This window comes from Streptomyces sp. NPDC017520, from assembly GCF_044329855.1.
In the GTDB taxonomy this organism is placed as follows: Bacteria; Actinomycetota; Actinomycetes; order Streptomycetales; family Streptomycetaceae; genus Streptomyces.
The window spans coordinates 140658-158015 of sequence record NZ_JBIRKB010000009.1 but is presented as its reverse complement, the minus strand read 5'-3'; the positions used below and the strand labels follow the sequence as shown (position 1 = coordinate 158015).

Genomic DNA, 17358 nt, shown 5'->3' with positions numbered 1-17358 from the left:
CTAAAGGAGATCTTTGGACTCTTCGACAGAGAGGGTTCCCTCGGTCAACATGTCCAGCAGTTGGTCAATGCTGTCGCTATCGCTGCGGATCTCCGGCTGCGACTCCCCGGCCCCGGCATCCCCGACGTCGCGTCGCGATCTGATATACGCTGCCTGGTCGGCGATCGTAGTGTATCTAAACAGGTCGGTTATATCCATAATTCCTGGATATCGCTCGTCGTAGTGCTTAAACATTTGCGAAGTCAGCAGCGAGTTACCGCCCAATTCGCCGAAGTTCTCGAAGGCGTCGAACTCGGTGATGTCCAGCGTGGCGCCCCATATCTCGGCCACCGAGCGTTCGACGTCGCCGACGGTGTCCAGGCCGTGCAACGTCACCGTGCGTGTGCTCGTCGCTGACGGCCCGCGCTGCGTCGCGGGCCGCGACGCCGGCCCTGCGGCACGCATCCGGCCGGGCATGAGTACCGCCGGGTGGTCGGCCCGAGCCAGCAGTGCACCGAACACGTCGAGCGCCTCGCCGGTGTCCAGGGGCAGGAAGCGGCCTTCCTCCTCCACCGCGCCCAGCCGCCAGGCCATCCCGGTCTCCCGCCAAGCGGGCCACTGGACGCTCACCGCCGGCAACCCGTGCAGGCGCCGGTACTGTGCCAGGCTGTCCAGGACGAGATTGGCGGCAGTGTAGTCAGTCTGCCCGGGAGCCAGATCCAGACCGGAGATACTCGAGAACGTGACGAAGAAGTCCAGGTCGTCGGCGCGCGTAGCCTCGTGCAGGTACACGCCGCCCAGCGCCTTGGGCCGGTAGACACCGGCGAACTGTTCGGCGCTCTTGGTGTAGAGGAACCCGCTGCCGGGCCGGCCGGCCAGGTGCAGGACGCCCGAGATCCGGCCGTGCCGCCGCCTGACGCCGTCGACGGCGTTCAGCACCGCCGACCGTTCGCCGAGGTCGACCCGGAGCACCTCGAAGGCGTCCAGCTCGCCGGACCACCGTTCCCACTCCGCCCGCTCGGTGTCGGTGCCCGGCGAACCCAGCAGGACGACCCGGCGTGCTCCGCGGCCGACCAGGTACTCGGTCACCGCGGTGCCGAGATCCCCCGTGCCGCCGGAGACGACGACCACCCCGTCAGCGGCGGCGACGGGCGACGACGGGGACTCGGCGGCGAGGACGTGCCTGCTCATGGTCGGTTCGTACGGTTGCCCGCCGCGGTAGAGCACGAACGGCGGCCGATCGGTCGCGGCGGCCTCGGCTACCAGGGTCTCCGGCGCGGTGTGCCCGTCGCTGTCGACGCAGCGTATCCGTAGCGACGTGTACTCCAGCGCGGCGACCCGCATGGCGCCCAGCACGCCGGCCTGGCCCGGATCGAGGTCCGCCTCGTCGCCGGTGACCGCGAGCGCGTCCCGGGTCACGACCACCAGGTGGCCGTGCACGACCGGTTTGGCCTGCGCGATCCGGCCCAGCATGGCCACCGCCCGGTCGACCGGCCCGGCCACCTGCTCGGCCAGCGAGGTGTCCGCCGCCGGGACCGACGACAGCAGCGCGAAGGCGAACTCCGACACCCCGCCCAGCGGTTCGTCCGGGTCGCCGACTGCGGACTCCGCCACCCGGACGGGGGTGTAGCCAGCCGCCTCGACCGCACTCACCAGGCCGTCCGACGCGTCCCCGAAGTCGCCGCACAGCAGCACGGCGTCGGTGCCGCCCCCGGAGGGCGACGCGGCCGGGCGCCGCGTCGTCCGCCGGTACTCCTGCACATAGCCGTACGCCGAGGAGTCACCCAGGTCGAGGTCGGCCGCGGACATGAGGCAGTAGTTGTCGACGGTCAGCGCGACGTGGCCGTCGGCGTCGGCGACCCGGACGTCGAACGCGTACAACCGGCCGGGGATCGACTCCGGCCGCTTCCGGAAGTGCGCGACGACGCGGGCCGGGAGCGGGCCGTGGACGGTCAGCGAGCCGTAGGAGAACGGCAGGTACAGCCGCTCGTCGTCGTCATGGTTGCTCGGCGCGTTGATGAGTGCGTCGAACAGCGCCGGGTGCAGGACGTAGTCGCCGATCTCGTCCTGGTAGCGCTCCGGAAGCTCCAGGTCGTACAGGATCTCGGCCGACTCGTCGTCGGTCAGGGCGTCGTGCAGGCTCACGTTCCAGTGTTCGCCGGCCTCCAGGCCCTTCGTGCGGTCCGGTCCCTCAGGCTCCCGGATCGGGCGGTTCAGCCGGCGCCGTACGTCATCCACCGGCAGGAGCCCACCGGGACCGGGGTCCGCAAGGGCGAGTTCGGCCCGCGCGTTCCTGACCCACGTGCCATGGGCGGTCCGGCTGGTGATGACGGCGTCGGCGACACCGTCATCACCAGTGATGATGACGTGCACCTCGGCCTCGTCGCCGTCCGGAACGGCCAGCGGCGTCTCGAACACCACGTTCCGCAGGGTCAGCCCGGCGGAACTGCGACCCCGCCGCTGCGCGGCCGCGACGATCATCTCCACCAGTCCCGTCCCGGGCAGCACGCTGACCCCGTGGACCCGGTGCTCAGCCAGTTCCCAGTGGTCATCGGGGCGCAGCCGATGGATGACGACGTCCCGGTCCCACATGTGCACGACGTCGGCCGCTGCCGGCAGCCCGCCACTCCGGGCGCTCGTACGGTCGGCCTCGATCCAGCACCGGGTCCGCTCGAAGGGATACGTCGGCAGTGGCACCCGGCGTGCCCCCTCGGACGCCGCCGCACGCCAGTCGATCTCCGCACCCCGGGTATAGAGCGAGGCGAGTCGGCGGACCAGGCCGCGACCGGTGTCCGCCCCGGCCACCAGGGCCGCCGCCTCCCGGTCCAGCTTCACGCGTTCACTCTCGGTGACGTCATGCGCGTCACGCTTCTCACTCTGATCCAGCACCACCCGGAAATCGCCCCGGCTCACGTCGTCGCCGACGCCGGGAGCGCCGGCGGCGTCCACGAACTCGCTGAGATGACCGGCGAGTTCCTGAAGGTTCTCGAAGACGAACGCAGCCCGGCAGCGATGGTGCAGACGGCCGATCGAGGCGGTGAAGGCCACATCGGACGGCTCCACGTCGGCGCTGAGAACGAAGTCACGGTAAAGCCGCGCGAGCCTGCCCAGGCCCCGGGGGTCCGGAGCGCTCAAGGGCAGCAAGAAGCACTCGCTCGCCTGCCGGAACGCTTCCCGGGCCGGGGCCGGGTCGGCGCTGCGGACGATGAGGTGGCAGTTCGTGCCGCTCAGCCCGAAGCTGCTGATCCCCGCGTAGAGCGTTTCCTGTTCGTCGCCGGGCCACGGGACCGTTCGGTCGTTGACGTACACCGGCGATTGCGGAAAGTTGATGTTCGGGTTCGGCTCGGCGAAATGGAGGCTTGCCGGAAGAGTCCGGTGGCGTAGGGACAGCACGAGCTTGGCAAGACCGGCCAGGCCCGAGGCATTGTCCATGTGGCCGATGTTCGTCTTGACCGTACCGATACCGCAGAACTGCCGCCGCGAGGTCTGGCGGGCGAACGCACGCTCGATGCCGCCGATCTCGGCCGGATCGCCGAGCTTGGTGGCCGTGCCGTGCGCCTCGATGAAGCTGATCTGGTCGGCTGTGACACCGGCGTCGGTCTGGGCTGCCTCGATCAAGTCGGCCTGTGCCGCCACGTTCGGAGCGGTGATGCCGTTGGAAGCCCCGTCCTGGTTGACCGCGCCGCCCATGATGACCGCGTGGATGGTGTCTCCGTCGCGACGGGCGAGGTCGAGATCCTTGAGGACGAAGGCGAAGCACCCCTCGGCGGCGCTGGTGCCGTCGCTGCGTCGGTCGAACGTCCGGGTGCGACCGTCGGCGGCGGCGTTGTCGCGGATGTACTTGATGCCGATGCCGGACTCGTCAGCCACGAGCGGCAACAGGTCACAGTTCACGGCGCCGGCCAGCGCCATCGTGCACTCGCCGGCCTGAATCGCGCGGCAGGCCGTGTACACCGCCGTCAGCCCGGACGAGCAAGCCGTGTCCACGAGCATCGAGGGGCCCCGCAGATCGAGCAGGTACGCCAGCCGGCTGCCGATGATCGACGCGATGTTGCCGGCGACGGCGATCTCCGGGGCGTCGGGCGCGATCCCCTGGACGATCGCGCGGTAGGCCATCCCGAAGTCGGCCGACATGCCCACGTAGACGCCGACCTTCTCGCCCCGGATCTCCTTGCTCAGGTAGCCGGAGTCCTCCAGCGCGGCCCACGAGGTCTCGAGGAAGATCCGCTGGTGGGGGTCGATGGTCTTGGCCTCGAGCGGAGACAACGAGAAGAACCTGTGGTCGAACTCGGCCACTGACGGCATCCGCGTGCCGCCGATGTAGCGCTCATCGGTCTCCGGCAGCGGCGCACCGCGGGCGGTCAGGAACGCGTCGATGTCGGCACAGCGCTCTTTGGACAGGGCGCGGTACCCCTCCCCGCCGTGCAGGATCATCGACCAGAACTCGTCGAGGTTCGCCGCCTCGCCGGCACGGCCGCTCATCCCGACGATCGCCACCGGGGCTGTCGTCCGCTCCGCGCCGGAGCGGGTGATGCGCACCTCGTCGTCCGAGTCGGTGCGGGACAGGTCCAGATCATCCAGACCGAGCAGGGACGTCATGCGGTGGACCCTCCGGCTGTCGGCTCGAGGGCGGCGTCACCGGTCCGGCGCAGGATCGACGCGATCCGGTCGCTCTGCTCGGCCTCGGGAACCCTCTTGGTCCGCATGATCGTCAGGAGCATCTCCACCGCGGAACGCTTCTGCTCCTCGGTGAGCTCGTCCTTGTCCATCCGGTTCAGTTCCTGGAGTCCGCGATAGGGCGTCAGCACGCCCGCGGTGTACTCGGTGTCGTCGAAGTTCCGGTTCCGCGTCGCCGCGGCCGCCCCCATGCACAGCCCCGCCAGCCCGGGTTCGGCCTTCTTCGCCTCGATCAGGCGGTCGACTGCCGCGTACGCCTCGTCGGTGTCCTCGTCGAGGCTGTATACGGCGTCCGAGCCGACCACGCCGCCGATCAGCTTCGCCAGTACCTTCTTCGGTCCGGACTCCAGCCACAGGCTCACGTCCTGGGTGGCCAGCGACGAGACGACCGAACTCCACCGGACCGGACTGGTCAGCTGGAGGGCGAGCGCGTCGGGGATCTCCTGGGCGCTGCCGTACACGGCGCCGGTGATGGTGGAGTACACCGGCACCCGCGGCGCGCTGAAATCGATCTCGCCGATCGCCTTGACGTAGGCGGGCACGGCACCGGCCATGTACGTGCTGTGGAACGCGCCGGCCACGTTGAGCCGGATGACCCGGTGGCCCCGGTCCTCCAGGTAGGAGGTCATCGCTTGCAGGTCGTCCAGGGTGCCCGAGAGCACCGTCTGCTCCTCGGCGTTGTAGTTGGCGATCTGGACATCGCGGCTCTCGCCGTTGAACTCGTCGGCATGCTTCTCGACCTCGGCGACCGGCATCCGGACCGCGATCATGCCTGTGCGGTTCTCGGTGGCACAGACCTCCATCGCCTCGCCGCGCACCCTGACCAGCCGGACCGCGTCTTCGAAGCTCAGCGCTCCTGCCGACGCCAGCGCCGTGATCTCACCCAGGCTGTGCCCGGCCATGGCCGCGACCGGGAGTTTGCGCTGCGCGGACAGGACCTCGTGCATCGAGTAGCCGAGCACCAGCAGAGCGACCTGGGCGTGCCGGGTCTTCGTCAGTTCTGTCGGCGCCGCTGAGAAGCAGAGCTCCTCCAGCGAGTAGCCCACGATCTCCGAAGCCTGGGTGAAACGGGCACGGACACTTTCGTGGGTGTCGAACCAGGTCCGGCCCATTCCGGTGTACTGGGAGCCCTGACCGGGGAACACGATCACCAGGTTGTTCATGCTCGGTCCTCTTTCTTCGATGCGTTCGAGTCGGCGGCGTCCACGACTCCGAGCACCTTGATGTAGCTGCTCAGGAGCTGTTCCATCTGTGCGGCGTCGACGGTCCGGGTATGGGAGATGCCGGCGGTGGCCCGTTCGGTGCGGGAGTCCACCGTGAGCACGATGTCGAAGTGCCGGAGCAGCTCGGCCGTGTCGGCCTGCGTGCCGCTGGTACGGCAGCCGACGGTGACAGCCCCGGCGTGGGGCGGGGTGGGCGACGCGTGCCGCAGATCCACCTTCTGTCCATCGGAGTGGACGTGGCTCCGGTACTCCTCGACGATCTCGCCCAGATCGGTCTTGCCGGCCAGTGCCAGCCGAGCCAGCACCACATCGCCGGCGGGCCGGACGACGCCGAGGGTGACCTCGTCGCGGTCCAGCAGCTTGCCCAGGGTGACGGCGAATGCCGCGTGCAAGGGGGCGTCCGAATCGCCGGTGGCCTCCCGCAGTCGGTTCAGCGAGTCGCGGATCCGGTCCGGCAGCGTCGCTTCGACCCGTCCGGCGATCGCCCCCTGGCCGGCCTGCCAGGTGGCAGGGACCGGGATCGCGGCCTCGGCGAGGCCGTCGTTGCCGGCGCGCCGCGCGAGCTCGGTCGCCAGGTGGCTGCGCAGACGCCCGATCGTGGGGTTGGCGAACAGGTCACTCACGTCGAGCATGTCCGGGAAGGCGGTGTTCAGTTCTTCCAGCAGGAGTACGAGGCTGAACGAGTTCCCGCCGAGGTCGAAGAAGCTGTCGTCGTAGCTCATCGGGATGTTGCCGAGCACCTTCTTCCACGCGGCCACCACCTGCTCGTCGACGCGCGACCGGGTGCCGTCGTTGCCGGCGTCGGGCTCGTCGGCGGCGTCGGCCACATCGACGCGTGCCAGCGCCGGCCGGTCCACCTTGCCGCTCGTCGTCGTCGGGATGTGCGGCACCTCCGTCAGCGTGGCGGGAAGCATGTAGTCGGCCAGGCTTCGGGCGAGGAACTCCTTGAGGTCCTCAGGACGGAGGGGGGCTCCGTCGCGCACCTGGTAGAAGCCGCCGATGACGTGGTTGCCGGGCGATATCTCCCGGACGACCGCCGCCGCTCCGGCGACCAGGTCGTGCCCGGCCATCGCCAGCTCGATCTCCTCGAGCTCGATCCGGTAGCCGCGGACCTTCACCTGGTTGTCGATGCGCCCGAGGCAGTGGACCTCGCCGTCCTTCCAGTACGCCTGGTCACCGCACCGGTACATCCGGCCGCCGGAGAACGGGTCGTCCCGGAACAGGTCCTCGGTCAGATCCGGTCGGTCGAGGTACCCGGGCGAGACGCCGAGCCCGCCGATCCACAGGTTCCCGGCGGTGCCCTCCGGGACCAACTGAAGGTTGTCGTCGAGCACGTAGAAGGTCGTGTTGGCGATCGGCGTCCCGATGCTTACGGGCGTGTCGGAGGTGAGGTCCTTGACGCTGGACCAGATGCAGGTCTCCGTAGGCCCGAAGACGTTGAATATCTGCAACGACTCGTACGACCTCAGGCCTGCCAGCAGGTTCTCCGGGAACGCCTCCCCGCCGACGAAGATCTTCTCCAGGGACCCCAGGGCGGTGGCCGCTCGCGGATCGCTGCACAGCAGGCGCAGTCGCGTGGGCGTCACCTGCAGGTAGTCGACCTCGTTGGCGGTCAGGAATGCCGCGAGGCCCGCCGGCGTGCGCGTATCGGTCTCCTCGGCGACGACCACGGTGCCGCCCTGGGTCAGGGTCAGCAGGGTCTCCAGCAGGTGGATGTCGAACGACGGCGTCGTCAGACACGCCACCGTCCTGCCCTCCGCCCATCCGAGCGCGTCGGGCATGCCGCACAGGAAGTTGGCCAGGGACCGATGGGTGACCATGACGCCCTTGGGGGCGCCTGTGGAGCCGGACGTGAAGATGGTGTAAGCGAGGTCGTCGGCCTTGGCCGGGGCCACCGTCGGTGGCTGCGCCGCCGCCAGGTACTCCTTGGTGACCGTGAAGGCCCGCTCTCCCAGCTCCAGAGCGACGGCAAGCTCCGTCGAGCACACGACCTTCACCGGTGCGGCGATGTCGATCATCGACCTGAGCCGGGCCGGCGGGTTCGTCACGTCCATCGGGAGCCAGGCACCCCCGACCCGGTTGATCGCGAGCATCGCGACGACCAGGTCCGGTGAGGGCGGCAACAGCAGCCCGACGACGTCCCCGGTAGCCACACCCTGCTCCTGCAGGAGCCCTGCGTAGCGGTCGACCCGCTGCGCCAGGTGTTCGTAGGTCAGATCCTCGCCGCGGAAACGGATCGCCGGTTCCTCGGCGTACTTCTTGAACGCCTCTTCGAACAGCTCGGCCAGCCCCGGCACTTCGCTGCGAACCGGTCCGGCCCCCCAGGTCAGCAGGGTGTCCCGCGCGGTGTCGTCAAGCAGTGGCAGTTCCCCGATGGTCCGGTCCGGATCGGCGACCACCTGCGCTATGAGGGTCTGGTACTGCTCCATCAGCTCGGCGGCACGCTCCCGGCCGTAGAAGGCGCCGAAGCCCAAGTCGCCGTACAGCCCGCCATCGCGCTCGGTGAGTTCGAGGTTCAGTGCCACCATGGAGCGGTCACCGCCGAAGTCCTCGGTCGTGCCGGTGACCTCGCCGAACCGGTGTGCGCGCGTCCGGGCGTTGGTGAACGTGAAGTTCACGTCGAACAGGGGATTGCGGCCGAAGTCACGCGTGAGATCCAGTTCCTGGACCAGCGTCTCGTACGCGTACAGCGAGTGGTCGATGGCGGCGAGGCTGGTGTCCTGGACCTGTACGAGCAGCTCGCTGACCCGCGTGTCCGGCGTCGGGCTGATCCGTAGCGGCAGCGACTGGGCGAACATGCCGACCGTCCGCTCGAACGAGCCGAGAATCCGCTGGTCCATCGGCACGCCGATGCACAGGTCCGCGCTCTTGCCGACCCTGGACAGCAGCACCGACCACAACGACAGGTAGAAGACGAACGGTGTCGTCTTGTGCCGCCGGATCACGGCCGTGGCCGCCTCATGCAGATCGCCGTCGATCATGAAGTAGTGATGATGGCCGGCGAAGTCGCTCACCACGGGATACGGCGCGTCGGATGGGACGTCCAGCAGTTCCGGCGGTGTCTCGAACTGTCGCAGCCACCACTGCCGGTGCCGCTCGTACTCGGGCCGGTCGGCAACCTCGGACTGAAGTTGTACGAGCGCTTCGTACCCGGCGGTGGGCGCCTCCTCGACCGGTCTGCCGTGCGTGAGGTGGGCGGCAAGGTCATCCAGGATGATCTCCAGCGAGGCACCGTCGGCAATGATGTGGTGGAACGAGAGCACCAGGTGGTACACACCCTCGGTGTCGATCACGATGCCGTACCGCCACAGCGGTGCCGTGTCGAGGTCGAACGGAGCGTTCATCGCCGCCCTGATGTCCTCGGTGCTCAGGTCCGGGGTCCGGAGCTGGTCGAACAGGTGGGACTCGACCGTGACGTGCGGCTCGACACGGGCGCGGATCTCGGTCGCGTCGATCTCGTACCGGCTCCGCAGCTTCGGGTGTTTGTCGGCGATGGCCGCGAACGCCCGGTCCACAGCGGCGGGATCGAGCGGGCCGTCGAAGCGCAGTCCCGCGAGGATCTGGTAGGCCTCGTTGCCGCCGCGCATGCGGGACAGTACGTAGACCCCCGTCTCCTGCAACGACGTCGCCTCGGCGGGAGTCGCCTCGGCGGGAGTCGCCTCGGCGGGAGTCGTCCCGGCCGGAGTCGTCCCGGCCGACGACGACGCCGTCCGGCGGAAGTCGAAGCCACCGGCGCGCAGCGCCTCCACGCTCGCGCCGATCGCCTCGAGGATCCGGTCCTGGTGTTCCCGGGTGTGCGCGAACGAGAAGAACGCCGTGCGTCGTTCCCATACATAGACGCCGTGGTAGGCCATCAGCTTGAAGAACAGGTTCAGCGTCATGGCCAGACCGGCCATGTCCGCGGCGGCCATGGGCTCGTAGCGGTACAGCGAGGAGAAGTGGCCCACTCTCAGGGGCACGTCGGCCGCCTCGAAGTAGTCATTCGCGCGCTGGGCGAACTCCTCGGTGAACCGGTTCAGCCGGGGCAGTCCCTCGGCGCCGGATTCCCGCAAGCGGGTCAGGACCGCCTTGCACGCGGCCATCGTCAACGGGTGCTTGCAGAACGTGCCCGCGAAGAAGGTCGTCGGGACGGCCGGCTTGGAGTCGTCGACATCGGACCAGGCACCGCCGTCGACGGCGTCCAGGTACCGGCTCTTCCCGGCGATGATGCCGATCGGCATGCCGCCGCCGACGAGCTTGCCGTAGAGCGACATGTCGGACTCGACGCCGAAGTAGGACTGGGCGCCGCCCAGCTCGACCCGGAACCCGACGATCATCTCGTCGAAGATCAGGGCGATCCCGTGCTCCGTGCATATCTCCCGCAGTTCCCGCAGGAACTCCCGCGGCTGCAGACCGGGGTTGCGCGACTGCACCGGTTCAACCAGGACGGCGGCCAGGTCATGACCGTGCTCCCGGATCCGCTCCAGGGCCTCCGGACTCCCGTAGGTGAGCACCATCGTGTCGTCGACCATCGACTGCGGGATGCCGATCGACATCGGCATGCTGTCCGAACCGTCGGCCTCGGCGAGCACCGCGTCGTACGCGCCGTGGAACGAAGTGGTGAACCGGGCGATCCGGTCGCGGCCGCTGACGGCGCGCGCCAGTCGTACCGACACCATGACGGCCTCGGTCCCGGTGTTGCAGAACGCCACCCGCTCGGCGCCCGCCATCTCGTGGATGAGCTCGGCCACCTCGCCGGCCAGCCGGTTCTGCGGCCCCAACTCGTATCCGCGCTCCAGCTGGTCACGCACCGCGTCGACGATGAAATCGGGCTGGTGTCCGAAGAAGTGCACCCCGTAGCCCATGGCGGTGTCCAGGTACTCGTTGCCGTCCAGGTCCCAGAAGAAGGCGCCCTGGGACCGGGCCGAGACCACCGGGTAGACGGTTTCCTTCAGGCTCGGATTGAAGTTGAGCGACGAGATCCAGTCGGCCAGGGTCTCCCGGTGCTCGTTCGCGAAGACCTTGGACCGGCGGGTTTTGGCGGTGTATTTCACGACGAAGTCACGGACGAACCGGCTTTGCTCGTCGGTGAGCCGGTCGGCGACGAGCTCGATGTTGTTCGAGTACGTTCCCACCTTCTTGGCCGGCTGCCGCTTCGCCCGCACCGGTACCGGCGGAGCACCGGATGCCGGGGCGGCGAGTGCCGGGGCGCCGACGGTCCCCGCCAGCACCTGCAACTGCTGCTCCATCAGGGCCAGCTGGGAACGGATGACCCCCTCCACGCCCGGTGCGGAGGTGCCTGCTCCACCGCCTGCACCGCCGCCGTTCAGGGTGGCCGCCGCGGCGGCCACCGCACCGCTCGCCGAGGCGGGAGCCGCACTGGCGGCCGCCGGCGCGGCGATCGGCTCAGGAGCCGCGCTCGCCGCCACCTCGGCGGGCCGGTGCTGGAGGACGAAGTCCGTCACCGCGCCGAGGGTGTGCAGCGACTCGAAGAACTTCCTGATCGGGATGTCGACGTCGTATTCCTTTTCGACGCGTTTGCCCAACTGGACGAGCATGAGGGAGTCGACCCCGAGCGAGAACAGCTCCAGGGACTCCTCCATGTCCTCGACGGCGACTCCGGTGACCTGGTTCAGCGCCTGCTTGACGAACTCGAGGACCGGGGCCCGACCGGCCGCGGGGTCCGGTGCGGTGGTCGCTGCCTCGTGAGCGCCGGCTTCCACGACGTCACCGCCCTTTCCAGTGCGGTCGGGATACCAGATGCGTTGCCGGTCCCACGGAGTGTGCGGCAGATCCCGCACCCGTCGCCCGGGCGTTCCCGGCAGCCGGTCGAAGGCGAGATCGCGGCCGTGCTCCCACAGCCGGCCGGCGCTTTCGAGCACCTGGCGGACGTCCGAACGTCCCTTGCGCAGGCTCGGCAGGACCAGCACCTCGTCGGGGAACTCCTGGGCGATCAGGCCCCCGAGGGTCGCCATGGCACCGATCTCGACGAAGGTGCGCAGGCCGGCGTCGTACGCCGACCCGACGGCCGCCCGGAACATGACGGGCTCGACCAGGTGGCGACTCCAGTACGCGGCGTCGATCGTGCTGTCGCGTCCCACCGGCGCCCCGGTCTGGGCGGAGAACCACGGGATCGTGGGAGCGTCGAACTGGTGATCGCGGATCAGCTTGTGCAGGTGCTCGGCACCTTGGGCCATCTGGGCGGAGTGGAAGGGATGCGACACCTCCAGACGCTCGGAGAAGATCCGCTGCTTGCGTGCGGCCTTCAGGGCGGCGTTGACGCTGTCGGTCAGCCCGGACACGGTGACGTTCTCCCGTGCGTTCACGGCGGCCACGCTCACGTCGGGGAACGGCCGGAGCAGTTCCTCGGCGCGGTCCAACGAGCACAGCAGGGTCGCCATCGAGCCGTTGCGCGGCGTGTCCTCCATGACGCGGGCCCGGTGCATCACCAGGTCGACCGCGTCCTCACGCCCCATGACGCCGGCGAAGCAGGCGGCCGCGTACTCGCCGATGCTGTGCCCGATGACGGCGACCGGGGTCACCCCCAGCGTCGTCCAGTACCGGGCCAGTGCCAGTTCCACCGCGAAGATCATCGGCTGGGAGTACAGCGGTGACCGGAACGCGTCCGCGTCGTCGCCGAACATGACGTCCAGCAGCCCGATGCCGCCCGCCCGGCGGAACTCGTCGTCGAGCACGTCCAGTTCGTGCCGGAAAGCCTCGGCGTGGTCGTACAGCTCCCGGGCCATCCCCGGGTACTGCGTGCCCTGGCCGGAGAAGACGAACACCTCCTCCGCACCGCCGCGTCCGGAAGGCGCCGGAGACCGGGATTCCTTTGCGGCCCCGACGGCGGCCGGGATGTCGGAGACGTCCGCGCACACCAGTGCGGCGCGGTGCCGGAGACTTCGCCGGGCGCCCAGGGTCCGGGCGATGTCAGCCGCCTCGGCCGGTGTCCGGGAACTCCACTCGGCGAGGTTCTCCAGGGCGGTCCGCAGCGCCTGGTCGGAGCCCGCGGACACCGGCAGCAACCGCGGCACGTCGGGCGACGGCGCGTCGAGCGGGGCGACGGCCGGTTGGGGCCGGTCGTACTCCTCGACGATCAGGTGGGCGTTGGTTCCGCTGATGCCGAAGGAGCTGATGCCGGCACGCCGGCGTCCACCGCTGGGCTCCCACGCCGTCTCCTTGCCGACGACCTCGATCGGGATCGACGCCCAGTCCACCATCGGGTTTCCGGTACGGAAGTGCAGCGTTCCCGGCAGGCGGCCGTGCTCGAGCGAGACCACGATCTTGCACAGCGCCGCCATCCCGGCGGCGGACTCCAGGTGACCGAGGTTGGACTTGACGCTGCCGACCCGCAGCGGAGCCGAGCGACCGGCGAAGACCCGCGCCAGGGCGTTGATCTCCTGCGGGTCGCCGATCGGCGTCCCCGAGCCGTGTGCCTCGACATAGGAGACGTCGTCGATTCCGAGTTCCGCCTCGGCGAGGGCCTCCTCGATCACCCCCGCCTGGGCCGTCCCGTTCGGCACGGTGAACCCGCCGTTGTGGCCGTTGTGGTTCACCGCCGAACCACTGAGCACGGCCAGGATGTCGTCGCCGTCCCGTTCGGCATCGGAGAGCCGCTTGAGCACGACGACCGCGCCGCCCTCGCTGCGGATGTAGCCGTCGGCACCGGCGTCGAAGCTCCGGCACCGCCCGGACGGCGACAGGGCTCGCAGCCGGGACCACGACAGGTGGCCCTCCGGGCTCAGGATCAGGTTCACCCCGGCCGCCACGACCAGGTCGCAGCCGCCCTGTTTCAGCTCCCGGGCACCCAGATGCAGGGCGTACAGCGACGAGGAGCAGGCGGTGTCGATCGCCATGCTCGGACCGCGGAAGCCGTACACGTAGGAGAGCCGCCCGGCGGCGGCGTTCGCCATGTTGCCGGTGTAGGCGTACGCCTCGTGGGAGTAGCCCAGATCCTTGCCGACCTGCCGGTAGTCGTTGTTGTAGACGCCTACGAACGTGCCGACCCGGCCGTTCTCGCCCGCCGCGTACGGATCGATCCCGGCGTCCTCGAAGGCCTCCCACGTCAGCTCGAGGAGCAGCCGCTGCTGCGGGTCCATCTGTTCGGCCTCATGCGGCGAGATGTTGAAGAACAGCGGGTCGAACTGGTCGACGTCGGGCAGGTACCCGCCCTGGGTAGTGGTCACCTCGCCCAGATCCAGAGGACTCTGCGGCCACCGGTCGGCCGGGACGTCGGTGACCACGTCCTCCTGGCGGCTCAGCACGTCCCAGAGCCGTTCCCGGGTCCGGATCCCGCCGGGCAGCCGGAAGGACATCCCGACCACGGCTACGGGCTCGGTCGACGGCGCCCTCGACGCCCGGGCCTTCGTCGGCGCCGGTGCGGCGGCCGGCGTCGACGCGTTGGTACGGGCCCGGCCCGTGCTCGGGCCGTCCAGCCTCCGCCGGATCTCCCCGACCAGGGCCCCGATCCTGGGATGGTCGATGATGCAGGTGCTCTCCAGTGTCACGTCGAGGTGGCGCTGGAGCTGTGTCTGCAGCCGGACCAGCTGGATCGAGTCGAATCCCAGGTCGAACAGGCTCGGTTCGTCGGCGTCGGTCGCCACAGCGGCGGCACCCGGTGCCGGCGATGGCAGCTCCGTGGCGGCGCCGAAGCCCAGTTCACCGAGGATGTGCGCGAACACCGCGTCCACCGGGTCACTCGCTCCCGCCGGGCCGGGTTCGGGTCCGGCCTCGACCACGAGGGCTTCGTCGATGGCTGGAGCAACCAGGTCGGGGAGGTCGATCTCTGCCCCGCGTCCCTCGAATACCGGGCGCCAGTCGACGGTGACGCCACGTACGTACGCCTCGGCCAGCGACGCCCGGAAGCGGTCCATCCCCTGCTGGTCCCGGCGCAGCGTGCCGATCACCGGCGTCGCGCCGCCTCCCACGATCTCGTTCATCGCGGTGAGCAGCACCGGGTGCGCGCTGAGTTCCACCAGCGCCGGGTGCCCGTCGGCCAGGGCCGCCCGGGCCGCCTGTTCGAACAGTACGGGCTGTCGCAGATTGCGGTACCAGTACTCCGCGTCCAGGCCGGCGGTATCGATCCGCCCGCCGGTCACGCCGGAGTAGAACGGGAGCTCGGTGGTGCGCGGGGCCACCACCCCGAGAGAGGCGAGCAGGTGCTCGCGTTGCCCCTCCACCCGCGGCGAGTGCGCCGGGAAGTCGACCGAGAGTTTCTGGGCGTAGGAGCCTTCTTCGCGCAGGACCTCGATGGTCTCCTCGATGGCCGGCGTGGTGCCGGCCACGACCACGGAGCGCGGTGCGAGCCGTCCCGCGATGTCCAGGCCTGCCCCGGAGGGGCCGAACCGCTCGGTGACCTCGTCGGCGGTGAGCCCTACGATGGCCATCGACCCCTGACCCACCAGGGGAACGTGCGCCCGGCTCCAGAGCACCGCGACCCGTGTGGCCTCCTCCAGCGACAGGGCACCGGAGACGCAGGCGGCCGCGATCTCGCCGAGGCTGAATCCGACCACGGCGCGCGGACGGACGCCGTGGGACTGCCAGAGCTCGGCCAGCGAGACCATGACGGCGAACAAGGCGGGCTCGACCACGTCGGGGCCGGGTTCCTGCCCGGTGGCACCCTCCCCGCGCAGTACGTCGAGCAGCGACCAGTCGACGTGCTGTTCCAGCGCCTCGGCGCACTCGCCGAGCCGACGGGCGAAGACCGGCGAGGATTCGAGCAGGGCGGCGCCCATACCGGGGAACACCGCACCCTGACCGGGGAACACGAACACCGGGCCGGTCTCCTCCGCGGCCGTGTCCCGGAGGACATGCGCGTGTGGCCGGCCGTGCTCCACCGCCGTCAGTGCGGCTGCGACGTCACCTCCGTGAGCCCACACGACCGCCCGATGCCCGTGCGGCGGGTTCGTCGCAGCGAGCGCGCGGCCCACGGCCCACGGGTCGGGGCCGGCCTGCTCGACGTACCGGCGCAGCCGCCGCGCCGAGGATCGCAGCGCGTCGTCGGTTTCGGCGCCGAGGATCCAGGGGAGTGCGGACATGTCGCCCTGCGGGCGTCCGCCCCCCACGCCGTCGGTGTGCGTCATGACAGGTTGCCCCCGTATCTCCCCGCGAACGACTTGTAGCCGTGATCGGCGATCAGAATCTGCTGCAACTGCGAGCTTCCCTCGATGATTTCGAGGATCTTCGCCTCCCGGAAAAGGCGCTCCGCCGGATACTCCGACCAGCACCCGTTGCCGCCGAGCACCTGCACCGCGTCCGAGGTGACCTGCTGGGCGATCGTCGACGAGAAGTACTTGGCCACGTTGGTGTCCATGACGGCATCGTGGCTGCGTTCGATCCGTGACCGGCCGGCCCGGCGGCACAGCTCACGGGCGGCGGCGACGTTGGACACAGCATCGGCCACCATCTTCTGCACCAGCTGATGGGCGCCGATCTTCACGCCGAACTGCACCCGGCTCGTCGCGTACGCGCACATCTGCTCCAACGCCGCCTGCGCGATCGCCACCCCGGCCCAAGCGATGCTGTACCGGCCGAAGAACAACGCGGTGTTGGCGACGAACCCGAACCCCGCGCCGATGCCGGCGACGAGATTCTCCTTCGGCACCGCCACGTCGGTGAACGAGACCCGCGCCATGTGGGTCGCCCGGTTGCCGAGCAGACCCGACATCGGGTGGACCTCGACCCCGTCGGCGTCCCGGTCGACCATGAAGGCACTGACGACGCCGCTGTCGGTGGCGAAGACGAGGAACACGTCGGCCAGGCCGGCGAAGGAGATCCACTTCTTCTCGCCGTTGATGACGAAGACATCGCCCTTGCCCACGTACGTGGTCGACACCGAGGCCGCGTCGGAGCCGGCGCCGGGCTCGGACAGCGCGAAGCAGCCGATGCGCCGCCCGGCGGCCAGGTCCGGGAGGTACTTCTCCTTGAGCCGGGCCGAGCCGCGCTCGGCGAGCGTCTCCCCGATCAGGGAGGTGTGGACGGTCAGGAGTGCCCGCGTCGAGCAGCAGGCCTTGCCGATCGTCTCGGTCAATTCCCCGTACGCCAACGGGTCCAGGCCGAGCCCACCCCACCGGACGGGAATGGCGGCGCCGAGGAAACCGGCCGCGGCCATCTCCTCGATCACGTCGGGTGCGAGGCGTTCGGTGCGATCGAACTCCTGGGCACGCGGCGCCAGCGCGGCGGAGAACGACGCCGCGCGGGCGAGCGCGTCGGTCCCGGTGGCCTCAGCCATCGATGCCATCTGCCAGCGTGCCGACCATCGCGGCCATCCGGTTCACCGAACTGAAGTTCTGCAGGGTGATGCAGTCATCGGGAATCTCCACTCCGAAGGTGGTCTCGAGATGGTCCAGCAACTGCATGGCGAAGACCGAGGTGACGAAACCCTTCTCGAAGATGTTGTCGTCGTCGTGCAGGTCGGCCTCGCTCAGTGTGGACATGTGCTGTCGCACGTAGGCCCGGATCGCGGCTGCCGCGTCCGTCTCCGTTTCGCTCGTCATATCGT

5 protein-coding genes are annotated in these 17358 nt (G+C 69.6%); all 5 read right to left on the bottom strand.

All coding sequences use genetic code 11. The annotated features are described in order from the left end of the window. The 5 genes from ACH4KB_RS22705 to ACH4KB_RS22685 are packed head-to-tail and all read right to left on the bottom strand — an operon-like array spanning position 1 to position 17353. The gene (locus ACH4KB_RS22705; protein WP_398067696.1) at positions 1-4578 is read right to left on the bottom strand and encodes a beta-ketoacyl synthase N-terminal-like domain-containing protein; all 4578 of its coding nucleotides are present in this window, start codon (positions 4576-4578) and stop codon (positions 1-3) included. After that, a complete protein-coding gene (locus ACH4KB_RS22700; protein WP_398067695.1) occupies positions 4575-5819 on the bottom strand; it encodes an ACP S-malonyltransferase in 1245 nt (414 codons plus the stop codon). The genes ACH4KB_RS22705 and ACH4KB_RS22700 overlap by 4 nt, the downstream gene beginning before the upstream one ends. Beyond that, a complete protein-coding gene (locus tag ACH4KB_RS22695) occupies positions 5816-15940 on the bottom strand; it encodes an amino acid adenylation domain-containing protein (RefSeq protein WP_398067694.1) in 10125 nt (3374 codons plus the stop codon). Before ACH4KB_RS22695 ends, ACH4KB_RS22700 begins: the two co-directional genes overlap by 4 nt. Further along, positions 15937-17088 carry an acyl-CoA dehydrogenase family protein gene (locus ACH4KB_RS22690; RefSeq protein ID WP_398067693.1) on the bottom strand — a complete coding sequence of 384 codons (1152 nt, stop codon included), beginning with the start codon at positions 17086-17088 and terminating at the stop codon, positions 15937-15939. Before ACH4KB_RS22690 ends, ACH4KB_RS22695 begins: the two co-directional genes overlap by 4 nt. Beyond that, the gene (locus ACH4KB_RS22685) at positions 17081-17353 is read right to left on the bottom strand and encodes an acyl carrier protein (protein WP_398067692.1); all 273 of its coding nucleotides are present in this window, start codon (positions 17351-17353) and stop codon (positions 17081-17083) included. Before ACH4KB_RS22685 ends, ACH4KB_RS22690 begins: the two co-directional genes overlap by 8 nt. Between the last annotated feature and the right edge of the window lie 5 nt (positions 17354-17358).